This is a genomic window from Vibrio sp. QJM3NY_15 (assembly GCF_057785995.1).
Map to the genome: position 1 here is coordinate 1900492 of NZ_CM173517.1, position 14164 is coordinate 1914655.

The following is a 14164-nucleotide window of genomic DNA, read 5'->3' on the forward strand; positions in this document are numbered from 1 at the left end:
TTTTGCGGTTTTCCGCGAGCATTAAGAAAATATTTTTACGTATTATAGAGAGATGCTTGGGAAAAACCACAGTAAGAGAATAATTTATGCCTTGTTCGCGTGCGAATTAAGCACCTTTTCCACTTCAGCCATAAAAAATGTCAATCCGTCTTCATCAATTTGAGAAAAACGACCAATATTTGGACTATCGATGTCAAGAACACCCACGACTTTACCATCGATAGAGAATGGAATAACGATTTCTGAGTTACTTGCAGCGTCACAAGCGATGTGACCTTCGAATTCATGCACATCATGAATGCGCTGAACTGTATTCGTCGCAACTGCAGTTCCACAGACTCCACGCCCAACTGGAATTCGAACACACGCTGGCTGACCTTGGAATGGACCAAGCACAAGCTCATCTTGTTGCATTTGCTTATCTTGCTTCATTAAGTAAAAACCAGCCCAATTAAGTTCATCTAATTCCATGAACAATAGTGAGCTAATATTTGCAAGATTTGCAATTAGATCGGTTTCTGATTCAATTAATGCAACGGCTTGTTTGGTTAAGCGTTGGTAATGTTCTATTTTCATATTAACTTCCAATTAAATTGAGACTTCCATTATCAAGAGAACGCAGTAAAATGCGGCCATCAAACTAAATAGGACTTATTCTCATTACAATGAACAATTCAGAAGACACTATTAGCCGTTCTTGGTTGATAACTCAAGTAAAAAAACACAAGTCCAAATTACTGTTTGCTAACTTTGTTGCCATTATTGCAACCTTAATTAGTGTCCCTATCCCTCTGCTTATGCCACTCATGGTCGACGAAGTTTTGCTTGATAAGCCAGCTTCAGGGTTAGAGATGATGAATCACCTACTTCCAGTCTCGCTGCAAACCCCAACTGGCTATATTGCTCTTACTCTCTTGTTAGTTATCCTGATGCGCTCTGCTAGCCAAGCGTTGAATATTCTACAAGGTCGTCAATTTACTTTAGTTTCCAAAACGATCACCTACCAAATGCGTAGCAAGATGATCGATAAACTTGGCCGCATTAGCATCCGACAATACGAAACCAAAGGCAGCGGCGGTATTAATGCTCACCTTATTACAGACATAGAGACTATTGATAAGTTCATTGGCTCGACCCTTTCTAAATTTATCATCAGCTTCTTAACGGTGCTCGGTACCGCTATCGTCTTACTATGGTTAGAGTGGCGTTTAGGGCTGTTCATTCTACTGGTCAATCCTGTTGTTATTTATTTTTCTCGTAAACTCGGTAGCCGTGTTAAACACCTCAAAAAATATGAGAACCAATCTTTTGAGCGTTTTCAGAATCGCTTAGTTGAAACCTTAGATGGTATCTACCAGCTTCGTGCCGCTAACAAAGAGCGTATCTTTCTGGACGAACTGAAAGTTCAGGCAAACCAAGTAAGAATCGATGCCGATAAATACGCATGGCAATCTGAAGCCGCAGGTCGAGTGTCCTTTTTATTGTTTCTATTAGGTTTTGAACTGTTCCGTGCTGTGGCAATGCTGATGGTATTATTTAGTGATTTAACCATTGGCCAAATTTTCGCAGTATTCGGCTATTTGTGGTTCATGCTCGGCCCTGTTCAAGAGTTGTTAGGGATTCAGTTTTCGTGGTACAGCGCGAAGGCCGCGCTTCAGCGTATTAACGACCTGCTGCTACTTGAAGAAGAGCACCGACCGGTGAGTAAAGTGAATCCGTTCAATGAACATCAAGAAGTGACCGTCGACATTGAAGATGTTACATTCTCTTACACATTAGAAAACACTGTTTTAAATAGGCTATCCTTACACATACCTGCAGGTAAAAAGGTCGCTCTAGTCGGTGCCAGTGGCGGAGGTAAATCGACATTAATACAGTTGCTGATTGGGGTTTATCAAGCCGACTCTGGGTGTATTCGTTATAACGGTGAAACAACGGACGACATCAGCTTTGATGTAATTCGTAATCAAATTGCCGTTGTTTTACAGCAACCTATACTTTTTAATGACACATTGAGGCATAATCTGACCCTTGGCGCCGAATACGATGAAATGTCGCTATGGCGTGCGCTTGAAGTGTCTCAGATGCAAGATGTGATTAAGCAGCTGAGTAACGGTTTGGATACTCAAATTGGTAGGAATGGCGTTCGACTGTCTGGTGGACAACGACAACGACTGGCCATCGCCCGTATGGTGTTGAGCAATCCGAAGTTTGTTATTCTTGATGAAGCAACATCAGCACTTGATACCGCGACAGAGTCAGCTCTGCACAAAGCGCTAAGCGAATTTTTGAAAGATCGCACAACTTTGATTGTGGCCCACCGATTATCAGCAGTGAAACAAGCTGATCTGATCTATGTTTTAGAAGATGGGCAAGTCACACAGACGGGAACACATGGTGAATTGGTTGAACAACAAGGACTTTATCAAACACTCTATGGCAGTGTGCAATCGCACGCCTGATGTTTGTCGTTCTAGTAAGTTAAGTCATTTCGATGTTTTGACCAACGCTTCAACTTGGGAGGTCTTGTGACCTCCCCCTCTCATCCTGTCACCGCTGAATCGTTACCAAGCGATCAACCATCGTCCGGACAACCACAAGGTAAGCACTTGTGCGACAGTAGTTCTGTACGACTATGCCAAGGCTGTGAACTTCCAATAGACAAGATGGACATCCCACATGGGAAGTCAGCTTACTGCCCTAGGTGCGGAACTCAATTATACCGCGGAGGCACGCCTAGCCTCTCTGGAAACCTAGCCATCGCAGTCACCTGTTTATTGCTATTTATCCCTTCTCATTTCTTTGATTTCATCAGTATCCGCCTGATTGGCGTAATGATACCAGCCACACTGCCATCGGGTGTTTTTACCTTAATGGGAGAAGGCTTCCCACTGCTTGGGTTACTCATTTTATTCTGCAGCTCTATCGCGCCGTTCCTTGTTTGTACTTCTGTGCTTATCACACACGCATCATTGCGTTTTAAAATTTTCACACCATTTCGTTATTCGCTAGCGATTATCCAAACCTTAAAGCATTGGATGATGTTGGATGTGTTTTTGGTGAGTGTGGCTATCTCATGTTTCAAACTACAAGACTATTCCGATATTTTTGTTGGCCCCGGTTTAATTGGATTGATTCTACTGCAGCTATTCAGTGTTCTACTGGTAAGCCGCATTAGTGTGCGACGTTACTGGGAAGCTTGGGCTCAAGAATCAGACTACTCTTTTGAAGAGAACAAAAATGTTCACTGCCACAACTGCCACCTATCTCAGCCTGAAGGTGACGCTTGTGTCCGTTGTCACCATGACTTATATCACCGCAAGCCCTACTCTATACAAAAGACTTGGGCACTGTTATTTGCAGCATCCGTTGCCATAATACCCGCGAACGTGATTCCAATTTCAATCGTAATCACCAACGGTCAAAGGCTAGAAGACACGATCATTTCGGGTGTAGCTTCACTCATCAATACTGATATGTACGGCATCGCTGCGATTATTTTTATTGCAAGTATTGTGGTTCCAGTGGCCAAGATTCTCGGTCTTACGTACATACTGCTTTGTATTCAAATGAAACGAGCACGCTATCATAGGCAAAGAATGATCATCTATTTCATCGTGAAATGGGTCGGCAAATGGTCGGTGATGGATCTCTTTGTTATTTCGATCATGATGACATTGGTCGACCGTGGACAAATTTTAAACTTTACACCAGGTTATGGTGCTGTGGCTTTCGGTGTCGTTGTTGTTATGACAATGCTGGCAGCGGAAAGCTTAGATCCTAGGCTAATTTGGGATAACCACACCTCTAAAGATGAGTCAGTGAATGAACAACAATAACCAATCACAAACGTCATATTCACCAGAAGTTAGAAAAAACAAAGGGATCTCGCCTTTGTGGATTCTGCCGATTCTAACCGTAGCACTTGCTGGTTGGCTGGTTATGAAGTCAGTACACGACGCAGGACAACGTGTGCAGATCTACTTCTCGGATGCCGCAGGGTTAGTCGCAGGACGAACCACGATTCGCTATCAAGGTTTAGAAGTGGGTATGGTTCGTGATATCACGTTGTCCAAAGACCTCTCAAGCATTTATGTTGATGCAGACATCTATCCTGAGGCTCAAAAGCTTCTTTCAAAGGGAACACGTTTCTGGCTAGTGAAACCAACAGCAAGCCTATCTGGCATTTCTGGTTTAGACGCCCTAGTTTCGGGTAACTATATTGCGATTCACCCTAGTGAAACCAAAGAAAAACCAGAAACGGTGTTTCACGCCTTGGAATCGTCACCTTCTGACTTATTGGCGTCCGAAGGTCTCAATATATCTCTGACGACCAAAGACCTCGGCGGCGTATCTGTCGGTTCACAAATTGTTTACCGCAAGATCCCGATTGGTGAAGTTTATAACTATCAACTCAATGAGAATGCTAAGTCGGTAACCATTCAAGCGGCCATCAAAGACGAATACAGCCATATCATTACCGACCAAAGTCGTTTTTGGAATGTAAGCGGTTTGGGGGCGAGTATCGGCTTCTCCGGTGTTGACGTACGATTAGAGAGCTTAAGTGCTCTGCTTGGCGGCTCCATTGCGGTCGACTCTCCGGGAGAAGGCCAGCCAGTCGAGATGAACACTGAATTCAAACTCTACCCCGATCTCAAGACCGCGGGTCGTGGTATCTCAATCAAAATAGCAGTACCAGACGACAACAAGATCAGCACAACTGGTGCACCTATCATGTACCGAGGGATCGAAATCGGTCAGGTTACCGATCTATCGTTGAGTAAAGGTCGTGAAAACGTCGTCGCTTCTGCCGCTATTCAACCTGCATTCAGTGACTTTTTAAACAGCGGAAGTAAATTCGTTCTAGAAGAGGCTGAACTATCTCTAACGGGCATGAAAAACCTTGCTAATTTAGTGACAGGTAACTTCCTGACATTAGTACCCGGTGAAGGTGAAAAATCTCGCCGATTTACCGCTATCCGCAAGAACGAATTCAGTCAGGAGCAAGAAAAGTCTGTAGCGATTCGTCTAACCTCTAACAATTCATTTGGTTTAGATGTCGGAACCCAATTGCTTTATAAAGGCATAGCCGTTGGTTCAATCATTGATGTTGGGCTGGTTGAAAGTGTTGGAACCGGTAGCGACAAGCATGAAGTATTTATGGACGCGCTGATCGACAACCAATATGCACACCTTATCAAAAGCAATAACCGCTTCTTCGTGACAGGCAGTGCAACGGCAGAGCTTACAGAGTCAGGGTTAAGCGTCACAGTACCGCCAGCCAAACAACTGTTGAGTGGCTCTATTAGCTTTGTGAGTGAAGGCAACAGTAAGTCTCGCTCTAACTATCAATTATTCCAAAGTAAGTCATTAGCAGAGATCGCGAAGTTCAATCAAACTGGCTCTAAAAAGATGTCGTTGTTTGCCAGTGAACTGCCTTCTATCTCGAAAGGAAGTCCTCTGCTCTACCGTAACCTTCAAGTCGGTAGTATTTCTAACTTTCAGCTTGCAGATGGTGGCGTAAGAATCGAAGTAACCATCGAAAACCGTTACACGCACTTGATCAACAAGCACACGGTTTTCTGGAATCGCTCAGGTGTTGAAGTCGATGCCTCTTTATCAGGTATCAGCATTAAAGCCGCACCGGTTAAAACGCTGATTCAAGGCGGTATTGCCTTTGATTCACTACCAGGGATCGACAACAAGCTGGGTAACGTTTGGAAGCTATATGCCGATTCGAAATCTGCAAGAAAGTTTGGCCGTGCGATTACCATCACCTCTTCTGGCGACCAAGAAGTCAGCAAGGGCATGGCGATCAAGTATCAGGGCGTAACAGTTGGTGAAGTGACTCTCGTGATTCCGAACTTTAACAAAGGTGGCATCGAAATTACCGCTCGCGTTTTGCCGGAATACGTTGAGAAAATAGCCGTCGCAAACAGCCACTTTTGGTTAGCAGAACCGGAGATCGGCCTAAACGGTATCAAAAACGTATCAGCACTACTCTCTAAACACATCAATGTAGAACCAGGAAAAGGCGAAAAAACTACGGCATTTAAGCTCAGCCAAGGCCCCGTTCAACCTGAAGGCAAAGTGTTTACGTTGCAGAGTGAAACAAGAGGTTCGGTATCTGAAGGCACACCGATTCTATTCAGAGAACTAGAGATTGGTTCTGTGATTGACGTACAGCTAGGTGAATTCGCTGACCGTATTATCTCAACCATTCAAATCAAACCTGAATTCGCCTATCTGATTCGCTCAAACAGCGTTTTTTGGAATGTATCTGGGGTTGATGTCTCTATCGGTTTGTCTGGCGCAAACATCAAGGCTGGTACAGTAGATAGCTTGTTAAGAGGCGGGATTACTTTCTCAACGCCACCAACGAATGAACTCCAACCGTTGGCAGAAGAAGACCAATCTTTCTATTTGTATCCTCAAGCCGAGGATGAATGGAAATCTTGGAGAACCGCCATACCTCGCCCTTAGTGAACTAAGTTTCTACACTGAAACACACACAATTCAACTTAAAATGCAGCCAAACGGCTGCATTTTTATTGTTTGAAGCAAATTTGGTTTAGGACAATCTCATTTTGCTTTAAACTGCGCGCATTAACGCTATAAATCGAGATACCCTTTTGCACGCTAACGTATATATCCCAGAAGAATTCCTGACTCATATTGAAGGCATCATGCCAAGCCATCTAGATATGGCTTCATTTGTCGCTTCTTGTCAAAAGCCACTTCGTAAAAGTATTCGAGTGAACACACTGAAGATCAGTGTTGAAGATTTCCTCGTACGCACGAAAGACAAAGGTTGGGAACTGGAACCAGTACCTTGGTGTGAAACGGGTTTTTGGATCACTGCAGATGAAAGTCAAGCGCCTTTAGGCAATACAGCAGAGCACATGTCCGGCCTATTCTACATTCAAGAAGCCAGCTCGATGATGCCACCGTCAGCTCTATTCCAAGGTGAAGAGAATTATCAAGCCGTGTTAGACACTGCTGCTGCACCCGGCTCAAAAACGACTCAAATAGCGGCCTTGATGAATAACCGTGGTGTACTGGTTGCTAATGAATACGCAGCAAGCCGTGTGAAAGTCCTTCACGCCAACATCGAGCGCTGTGGCGTGCGTAATGCAGCCCTAAGTAACTTTGATGGCAGAGTCTTCGGCGGCTGGCTACCAGAGCAATTTGATGCTGTGTTGTTAGACGCACCCTGCTCTGGTGAAGGTACGATTCGTAAAGACGCCGATGCAATGAAGAACTGGACTTATCAGTCTGTGGTCGATATTGCCGACACTCAAAAAGATCTGATTGAAAGTGCTTTTCATGCTCTCAAACCTAATGGTGTTTTGGTTTACTCAACCTGTACATTAAGTACCGAAGAGAACCAACAAGTATGTCATCACCTAAAAGAGATGTTTGGTGACGCAGTTGAGTTCGAGTCTTTAGAAAACTTGTTCGACAATGCAAAAGCAACCACGACCGAGGAAGGCTTTCTTCATATCTTCCCGCAGGTTTATGACTCGGAAGGTTTCTTCGTTGCACGTATTCGTAAACTTGCTTCTGTGACGCCACCAGAAGTGAAAAAGCGTTTGGGTAAATTCCCATTTGAAAAAGCCAATAAGAAAGCGCAGCAAGAAGTCGCTGATCAGCTTTTAGGTGCACTGGATATCGAGTTACCAAGTGACACCCAGGTATGGATTCGTGACAAAGACGTTTGGCTATTCCCTGAAGCACTAGAGCCGATGATTGGCGAATTCCGTTTCTCTCGTATGGGCATTAAGATCGCAGAGACTCATAAGAAAGGCTACCGCTGGCAGCATCAGGTAGCAACAACGCTCGCAACGGGCAACGAAGCGAACATTGTAGATCTGAATATTGAAGACGCACGTGAATGGTTTATGGGACGAGATGTTCGCCCAGAAGGCTTGTCAGGTAAAGGCGAAGTGCTGGTTAAATACAACGGCGCGATCATTGGCCTTGGTAAGTGGGTTGGCAACCGAGTGAAGAACGGTTTACCGCGAGAGCTAGTACGCGATAAGAACCTGTTCTAATTATGCTTAGCGCATGCGAATAAACAAAAAGCCCAAACAACGTAAATTGTTTGGGCTTTTTCTATTCACATCAGATAACTCGGTGCGATTAAAAACAATGTCGAACCAACGATTAATTACATAAATATCAATTCAAGTCACTATTTGCGTTATGGAAAATCGCACATCGAGAAATTTAAACTAGACTTCAGTCTATCAGACAAAGAATTACAACGATTAGCGTAGGCTCTTCGGAGCCCTTTCCCCTAAGCCCAAACAGGAAGGTTTGGGCTTCTTTTTGACCGACAGACTCGCTTATTTAGTTAAGCGAATGCCTTCTTTGTCGATCGAGATTTTGCCAGACTTGTACAAACCACCAATGGTCTTTTTGAAGGTACCTTTACTGGTTCTGAATGCAGAGAAAATCGCATCCGGTGAAGACTTGTCATTCAATGGTAAGAAGCCACCTTTCTTTTCAAGCAAGTCTAGAATCTTAGTGCTTAGATCATCCATCTTAGCGACGCCAATCTTCTGAAGAGACAAGTCAATCTTACCGTCTTCTTCACGAACATTTTTAATGTAGCCTTTCAATGTCTTACCGATGAACAGTTTACCGATGATGTCGGATGGGAAAATCATGCCCCAGTGCTCGCCATTCACGATTGCTTTGTAACCCAATTGGCTACGTTCAGCGATGATGAGATCCACTTGCTCGTTTTGCTTATAAGTCGCAGGCGTGTTGTCTAACCACTTGTTGAACTTTGTTGTACCTACAATGCGGCTAGATGCTTTATCAATATATACATATACTAAGATTGACTGACCTTCGTTTAAACGGCCACGTTGCTCGCTGAAAGGAACCAGTAGGTCTTTGCCTTTCACACCCCAGCTCATGAATGCACCGGTGCTGTTTACACCTTCAACCGTCATCAAGCCAAACTGCCCTACTTGAGCGATAGGTTTTTCAGTGGTTGCAGCGATCTGGTTGTCAGAATCAATGTATAAGAAAACATCTAGCTTTTGACCAATTTCAACACCTTCAGGAGTAAATCGTTTCGGCAGCAACACCGTTCCATAGTCGCTAGCGTCAAGGAATACACCGAAGTCTGCTTGTTTTACTACTTCTAGGTTGTTTATTTGACCAATATTAATCATCAAGATTGTCTCTACTTTAAATTTGGCGGTGATTATACGTGATCTCTGATATGCTTTCGCTAGTTTCATTCATATTTTTATATTCTAGGAGACATCGTTGATCACCGTTGATAAACAAGATGCGATAACACTTAAAATTAACCATGCGATGGCTAAGACAAAAAAGCTCGATATGGACGTTTATCTATTCATTCCCGGTGAACTTGGACTGACGCCTGAAGTCCTTTCTGAAAGCGCATTTTTCTACAGTTCAATTACTCAGAAACGCGCTTACTACAGTGATAAAACGCTGCTACCTCTAGTACACAGCCGTTTAGCAAAACGTGGTCGACTCTCCATCACGCAGTATCGTGTTAGTTTGAGTTTGTTCGCTTATCAATATGTTATCGCGTTAGACAAAGCCGTCAGCAGCTTGAATAAAAATGAGAGTGACAATGTCACGGCTGATGAAGTAGATGAAGTCATCGAACTGGCTCTCGATATATTAAAGAAACTGCGCCGAAGCATTCCTTATGAAGAAAACCTTAAACGTTACTATGCCAATATAGATAACTACCTATCTTGGTACACAGAGCAGAAGTTCTTATCACTGGTTTCCCATATGCCACGCGGCAGTGAATATTCGACCATCAAAGAACGCCTATTAACGCTTTGTGATAAAGAAACCGCTCACCGCAAGCTGAATCGATACAACTCAGCCAAGGTTAGAGAAGATGTCACTCGTTTGAGTAACAAGATGCGATTGCTGCGTCGTTTGATTGAGCACCCTATCGTCCTCAAAGAAAAGACGACATCGATGGGTAAGAACGTGAAGCGAGCCGTTAAAGGCATAGCAACAGGCTTGGTCATGGTGGTGGTTACCACGACCGTCATATTGGCTCGTGACTTCCTAGGAGAGATTACCGCGTCTTTCATCGTGTCCATGTCATTCATCTACGCTTTGCGTGAAATCTTCAAGGATGATTTAAGGGATATACTTTGGCGTTGGCTGCGCAAAGGAAAACCAAAGTGGAAGCGTCGCTACTTTGACCCGACAACAAATAAGTCAGTCGGTCATAAGCTTGAATGGTTGGATTACGCCAATTTCTCTAAGTTAGCGGACAAAATTCAGTTGATTCGTAAGAAGCGAGTTGTTCAGCGCGAAGAACAAATTTTGCATTATCGTTCTCAAACCGAAATGTCGACATCAACGTTTATGAGTGGTTACGAAGAGACGCGTGAAACACTGTCCGTCAGCCTGAGGGCTCTCACTCGTTTGATGGATAAAGGTTCAAATAACGTATATCGACTAAATGAAGGTCAAGTAAGTCGTGAGTCAGTAGAAAAACGTCACCTGCTGAACTTGATCATCAAAGAGAACAATCATGATAGCGAACCGACTTATTATCGCTGGAAAATCGTAATGAACCGTTCAAAAATCGTTGATATCGAGCAGATCACTCAAGAGTCATAGTCTTTAGCGGATGTGGGTACGAAATAAGGTATGTGGGTGCGAAATCCACATACCGCTCTTTCATTTCTCACCGTTTCTTAGTGTTTCCACAAAGCTTTTAGCTACTTTCTAGAAGGCACTTTCTTAATAGAAAGCGTTAGTGTGAATTCAGCCATCGGTTCATCACCATGCAGAGACGGACAAGTCGCGATAATGGTCACAGGTTGGTTAACACGCTCTCCAGTCGACATGGTTTCAGCCAACATGGTATTGATTAGCTCTCCATCGTTACACGTAAAATGCACATCTCCCTCAGGGCGCTTCAAAAAATTGCCCGTCACCTCTTTAAATGCCAGCGAGATTTTTTCACCTTGTTGCTGCGACTTACTCATGGCAAGAAAACCGCCTGCGACATCAGCACCCACAGCCAACACACCAAAATACATGCTATTAAGGTGATTCTTCGTTCGCCTTTTAAGAGGGATTTTCACTTCAACATGTTGGTTATCCAATGCGAGCAGCTTTGGGCGACACAACCAGATCAATGGCACTTTGAAAAAGCCAAACATACTTAAATAGAAATTTGCTTTTTGTAGAGGGGTCAACATTCGGATTACCTAATCAAATTAGTCAGCAGACCAGTTAATCCGTTAGCGATAGAGATGTCAAAAAAATGTTACAAAAAAGAGATATCACGTCTCCATGATATCTCTTCATTTTCAAACTCTTGCAACAAGGGAAGATTAAGCCGTAATAACGGTATCAACCCCTTCCAGATCCGCAATATACCCTTGAAGTCTTGGGTAATCGACCAAACCTTGAGTCACGATTAGCACAGGCTTCTTCGCGTGTTGAGTCGCTTTTACGATGCTAGAGATCAACGTAATCACCGCTTCATTCTGTGGGTCAAACGCATGTTGCTGAGCTTCATTCTGCTTATCAACGCCCAACGCAAATTGAGTCAGACTGTCAACGTTCACTGCCGCACCGTCAAAGTAATGCAGAAGTCGTTCACTAAGTAGAACGGCAGAAGGGACATCACACGAGAAGAGTACTTTTAGGCCATTCAAGCCGCGTGGTAAACCTTGCTCAGCTAACAGATCAATGATTTTCGCGGCGTCACTCAGTGCTCGAACATAAGGAACAACGATTTCAACGTTGATACCTTGCTCACGCAGGGTTTTGATCACCTGACATTCTAGCGCAAAAGCCTTGCTGTATTCTGGTGTCGCATAACGCGCTACACCGCGTACACCCAGTGCAGGGTTTACTTCTTCAACTTCGCAGTTGCCGCCAAGTAGAGAGCGGTACCCATAGCTGTCGGCACTGCTCAGCGCAACACGAACCGCATTATGGTTTGGCTGAACTGCAGCTTGAATAGCGACAACTAAGGTTGAAACAAAATGTTCATCAACACTTTTATCACCAAGAATCGCGTCTAAAGAGGTTTTCTCAATATCAGACAAAGTATCTAAATGGCTTTCAATACTTGGATGATAAAACACACGATCCATGACCAATTCAGACAGGGAAACGTACAAGTGGTTGGAATTATTATTATCGTTATAAGAAGGCAGCACATCACCTAAGACAAGTTCTGGGTGCAAAGTGCTTTGATTTTCTTGAGTCATTGCTGCTCCAGCATTTTTATGTTGTGTTCAAACGAAAATACCGATAGCTGCCTGTTAATACAAGTGAAAATCCCCTATTTGACGCTGGCCTGCTGATAAAAATAAGAATATTAGCAATAACTGAGATAACTTTGACGTAAGAGAGTTTATTCCTCTGTTCAATTCCGTTATCTTAACCACTTCGCAATAGAATAAAAAAGCTATCACATGCCATTAAAAACTGATGAGTTGAGAACCCAAGCTCTGGGTCCTATGCCAACTCCTGCCGAATTAGGCAATGCACACCCTATTACTGACGACGTTGCTGAGCGCATTAAAAACTCTCGCCGCCAAATCGAAGATATCCTAATGGGTCGTGATGACCGCCTATTAGTTATCGTTGGCCCTTGTTCTGTTCACGATACAGATGCGGCACTTGATTACGCTGAACGCTTAAGTCAAATTCAAGACCAATACAAAGACGAACTGTTCGTTGTAATGAGAACCTACTTCGAGAAACCTCGTACAATTGTAGGTTGGAAGGGTTTGATTACCGATCCGAATCTAGATGGGTCATACGCACTTGAAACTGGCTTAAACAAAGCACGTAAACTGCTGCTTGATATCAACAAGCTTGGCCTAGCTACCGCGACTGAATTCCTTGATATGATCACGGGGCAGTACATTGCAGACCTTATCACTTGGGGCGCGATTGGCGCTCGTACGACAGAATCTCAGATTCACCGTGAAATGGCTTCAGCGCTTTCTTGCCCAGTAGGCTTCAAGAACGCAACCAATGGCAACATCAAGATTGCAATCGATGCGATTCGTGCTGCGCATGCTTCACACTACTTCTATTCTCCAGACAAGAATGGTCGTATGACAGTTTACCGCACTTCAGGTAACCCATACGGCCACGTTATTCTACGTGGTGGTGATAAAGGCCCTAACTTTGACGCTGAATCTGTTGAAAACGCATGTAAGCAACTGGCAGAAGTTAACCTTCCTGAACGCTTAGTTGTCGACTTCAGCCACGCAAACTGCCAAAAGCAGCATCGTAAGCAGTTAGAAGTGGCACAAGACATTTGCGAACAGATCAAATCTAACAAAAACCAAATTGCAGGCATCATGGCAGAAAGCTTCATTAAAGAAGGTAACCAGCCAATGACTGACATCAATAACCTAGAATACGGTAAGTCAATCACTGACCCTTGCCTAAGCTGGGAAGATACTGCAACCATGCTAGACATGCTTGCAACTGCAATTAAAGATAGAAATTTAGCTTAAGGAACGAACACAATGCCATCATTTGACATTATCTCTGAAGTAGAAGCAGTAGAACTACGTAACGCTGTAGACAACGCAAACCGTGAGCTATCGACTCGTTTCGATTTCCGTGGCGTTGAAGCTAGCTTCGATTACAAAGACGAATCAGTAAAACTGACAGCGCAAGATGACTTCCAACTAAAGCAGATGCGCGACATTCTTCGTAGCAACTTAACGAAGCGCAACGTTGATCCGAACGCGATGGAAGCGAAAGCAGCAGACCAAACAGGTCGCACTTGGCACCAAACGGTTATCTTTAAGCAAGGCATCGAAACTGACGTTGCTAAGAAGATCGTTAAGCTAATCAAAGACAACAAAGTGAAGGTTCAAGCGTCTATCCAAGGCGACAAAGTTCGTGTAACTGGTAAGAAACGTGATGATCTACAAGCTGTTATGGCTTTAGTTCGTAGCGGTGAACTTGGTCAACCTTTCCAGTTTGATAACTTCCGCGACTAATTTCTGAGTTTTAGCGACTGCTTATTTAGGTTGCTCATTCATCAGCACAATATCGTGTTCGAAATAGCAAAAAGCCACTTCTTCGGAAGTGGCTTTTTATTTATCTAGAGGTTTTATTCAAGGATCGTAAGGTAAGTACGAACTGAACTAGA

The 14164-nt window shown here is 43.8% G+C and carries 11 protein-coding genes; 7 read left to right on the forward strand and 4 right to left on the reverse strand.

Going from position 1 to position 14164, the window contains the following annotated elements:
- Nucleotides 1–84: 84 nt before the first annotated feature.
- Complete coding sequence (locus AC3CKG_RS08765) at nucleotides 85–576, reverse strand: GAF domain-containing protein (protein WP_065104250.1); 492 nt, start codon at nucleotides 574–576, stop codon at nucleotides 85–87.
- An 89-nt stretch (nucleotides 577–665) separates the two neighbouring features.
- Between AC3CKG_RS08765 and AC3CKG_RS08770 the strand changes: the two genes are divergently transcribed.
- From AC3CKG_RS08770 to rsmF, 4 genes are all read left to right on the forward strand, one after another.
- Nucleotides 666–2462 carry an ABC transporter ATP-binding protein gene (locus AC3CKG_RS08770; protein ID WP_017106992.1) on the forward strand — a complete coding sequence of 599 codons (1797 nt, stop codon included), beginning with the start codon at nucleotides 666–668 and terminating at the stop codon, nucleotides 2460–2462.
- Between the two features lie 54 nt (nucleotides 2463–2516).
- Nucleotides 2517–3839, forward strand: a complete 1323-nt coding sequence (locus AC3CKG_RS08775) for a PqiA/YebS family transporter subunit (protein WP_488528177.1) — start codon at nucleotides 2517–2519, stop codon at nucleotides 3837–3839.
- Nucleotides 3826–6483, forward strand: coding sequence for an MlaD family protein (locus AC3CKG_RS08780; protein ID WP_488528178.1), 2658 nt, complete (start codon nucleotides 3826–3828; stop codon nucleotides 6481–6483). Before AC3CKG_RS08775 ends, AC3CKG_RS08780 begins: the two co-directional genes overlap by 14 nt.
- 149 nt (nucleotides 6484–6632) lie before the next feature.
- Nucleotides 6633–8054, forward strand: a complete 1422-nt coding sequence (gene rsmF, locus AC3CKG_RS08785) for a 16S rRNA (cytosine(1407)-C(5))-methyltransferase RsmF (RefSeq protein ID WP_102485982.1) — start codon at nucleotides 6633–6635, stop codon at nucleotides 8052–8054.
- Nucleotides 8055–8348: 294 nt separating this feature from the next.
- Here the strand turns inward: rsmF and AC3CKG_RS08790 are convergent, their stop codons facing one another.
- The gene (locus tag AC3CKG_RS08790) at nucleotides 8349–9257 is read right to left on the reverse strand and encodes a CvfB family protein (RefSeq protein ID WP_102485983.1); all 909 of its coding nucleotides are present in this window, start codon (nucleotides 9255–9257) and stop codon (nucleotides 8349–8351) included.
- A gap of 28 nt (nucleotides 9258–9285) precedes the next feature.
- On the opposite strand from AC3CKG_RS08790, the gene AC3CKG_RS08795 reads away from it, so the two are divergent.
- Entirely contained in the window at nucleotides 9286–10641 is a 1356-nt protein-coding gene (locus AC3CKG_RS08795) for a hypothetical protein (RefSeq protein ID WP_017106997.1), read from the forward strand.
- A 101-nt stretch (nucleotides 10642–10742) separates the two neighbouring features.
- Here the strand turns inward: AC3CKG_RS08795 and AC3CKG_RS08800 are convergent, their stop codons facing one another.
- Together AC3CKG_RS08800 and AC3CKG_RS08805 are read right to left on the reverse strand one after the other, a co-directional pair.
- Nucleotides 10743–11228: a PaaI family thioesterase gene (locus AC3CKG_RS08800; protein ID WP_017082222.1), complete on the reverse strand. Its 486-nt coding sequence runs from the start codon at nucleotides 11226–11228 to the stop codon at nucleotides 10743–10745.
- A 135-nt stretch (nucleotides 11229–11363) separates the two neighbouring features.
- Nucleotides 11364–12251, reverse strand: a complete 888-nt coding sequence (locus tag AC3CKG_RS08805; protein ID WP_280618327.1) for a putative PEP-binding protein — start codon at nucleotides 12249–12251, stop codon at nucleotides 11364–11366.
- Between the two features lie 207 nt (nucleotides 12252–12458).
- On the opposite strand from AC3CKG_RS08805, the gene AC3CKG_RS08810 reads away from it, so the two are divergent.
- Together AC3CKG_RS08810 and AC3CKG_RS08815 are read left to right on the forward strand one after the other, a co-directional pair.
- Entirely contained in the window at nucleotides 12459–13517 is a 1059-nt protein-coding gene (locus AC3CKG_RS08810) for a 3-deoxy-7-phosphoheptulonate synthase (protein WP_488528179.1), read from the forward strand.
- Nucleotides 13518–13529: 12 nt separating this feature from the next.
- Complete coding sequence (locus tag AC3CKG_RS08815; protein WP_004733632.1) at nucleotides 13530–14012, forward strand: YajQ family cyclic di-GMP-binding protein; 483 nt, start codon at nucleotides 13530–13532, stop codon at nucleotides 14010–14012.
- Nucleotides 14013–14164 lie beyond the last annotated feature (152 nt).

Bases quoted from the DNA above. Each gene is read 5' to 3' on its own strand.
- AC3CKG_RS08800 (WP_017082222.1), bottom strand. From the start codon at position 11,228: ATGTTGACCCCTCTACAAAAAGCAAATTTCTATTTAAGTATGTTTGGC.
- AC3CKG_RS08805 (WP_280618327.1), bottom strand. From the start codon at position 12,251: ATGACTCAAGAAAATCAAAGCACTTTGCACCCAGAACTTGTCTTAGGT.
- AC3CKG_RS08810 (WP_488528179.1), top strand. From the start codon at position 12,459: ATGCCATTAAAAACTGATGAGTTGAGAACCCAAGCTCTGGGTCCTATG.
- AC3CKG_RS08765 (WP_065104250.1), bottom strand. From the start codon at position 576: ATGAAAATAGAACATTACCAACGCTTAACCAAACAAGCCGTTGCATTA.
- AC3CKG_RS08780 (WP_488528178.1), top strand. From the start codon at position 3,826: ATGAACAACAATAACCAATCACAAACGTCATATTCACCAGAAGTTAGA.
- AC3CKG_RS08815 (WP_004733632.1), top strand. From the start codon at position 13,530: ATGCCATCATTTGACATTATCTCTGAAGTAGAAGCAGTAGAACTACGT.
- AC3CKG_RS08790 (WP_102485983.1), bottom strand. From the start codon at position 9,257: ATGAAACTAGCGAAAGCATATCAGAGATCACGTATAATCACCGCCAAA.
- AC3CKG_RS08770 (WP_017106992.1), top strand. From the start codon at position 666: ATGAACAATTCAGAAGACACTATTAGCCGTTCTTGGTTGATAACTCAA.